Source organism: Pseudoalteromonas sp. Z1A6, from assembly GCF_011378745.1.
Classification (GTDB): Bacteria; Pseudomonadota; Gammaproteobacteria; order Enterobacterales; family Alteromonadaceae; genus Pseudoalteromonas; species Pseudoalteromonas arctica.
On sequence record NZ_WTKW01000698.1, the window covers coordinates 1 to 596 of the forward strand.

Genomic DNA, 596 nt, shown 5'->3' on the forward strand with positions numbered 1-596 from the left:
AGACTAAAGTCTATAGGTTAGATTTATTCACTTATTAGGTTTGTTTTTATCGTTTGTGGTAATTGAGCTAACACTCTAAAGTTTATTTGTCGGCAACAAGTACGACTTAACTAATTAGGAATATAATCATGAAATTTACACTTTTAAAAACCATCGCTCTTGGCTCATTATTAACTTGCTCAGCTGCTGCAATGGCTAATCAAGGTGATTATAAATTAATGGTTATTGAAGACTCTGTAACTGCAGCCCCAGCATTTGAAAAATCATTTAATAGCTGTGCTTTAACTGTTGAATCAAAAAACTACGAAGAAGCAGAAGCTATTTGTACACAAGCAATTGCATTGCTTAAGCAAAGCCATGGTCCGCGTTTAAAAGTACGTGAGCTTACATCGTTTGCATTAAGTAACCGTGGTGTAGCGCGTATTAAGGCTCAAAAAGACACTGCGGGTATTTCTGATTTATATGAAGCGGTTCAAATTTCTAAAAACTCACTTGTAACGCATAACTTAACTCGCGCTAAAAAAGAGTTATCTTTATAAGAATGCTTGCATAAAGCGCTTATAATTTAGCGAGAGTATAAAAGCCCATATTAGGTA

The 596-nt window shown here is 34.7% G+C and carries 1 protein-coding gene; it reads left to right on the forward strand.

What is annotated here, in order from left to right; all coding sequences use genetic code 11:
- Positions 1–128: 128 nt before the first annotated feature.
- The gene (locus tag GQR46_RS20400) at positions 129–539 is read left to right on the forward strand and encodes a hypothetical protein (RefSeq protein ID WP_010553497.1); all 411 of its coding nucleotides are present in this window, start codon (positions 129–131) and stop codon (positions 537–539) included.
- Positions 540–596: the final 57 nt, after the last annotated feature.

Bases quoted from the DNA above. Each gene is read 5' to 3' on its own strand.
- GQR46_RS20400 (WP_010553497.1), top strand. From the start codon at position 129: ATGAAATTTACACTTTTAAAAACCATCGCTCTTGGCTCATTATTAACT.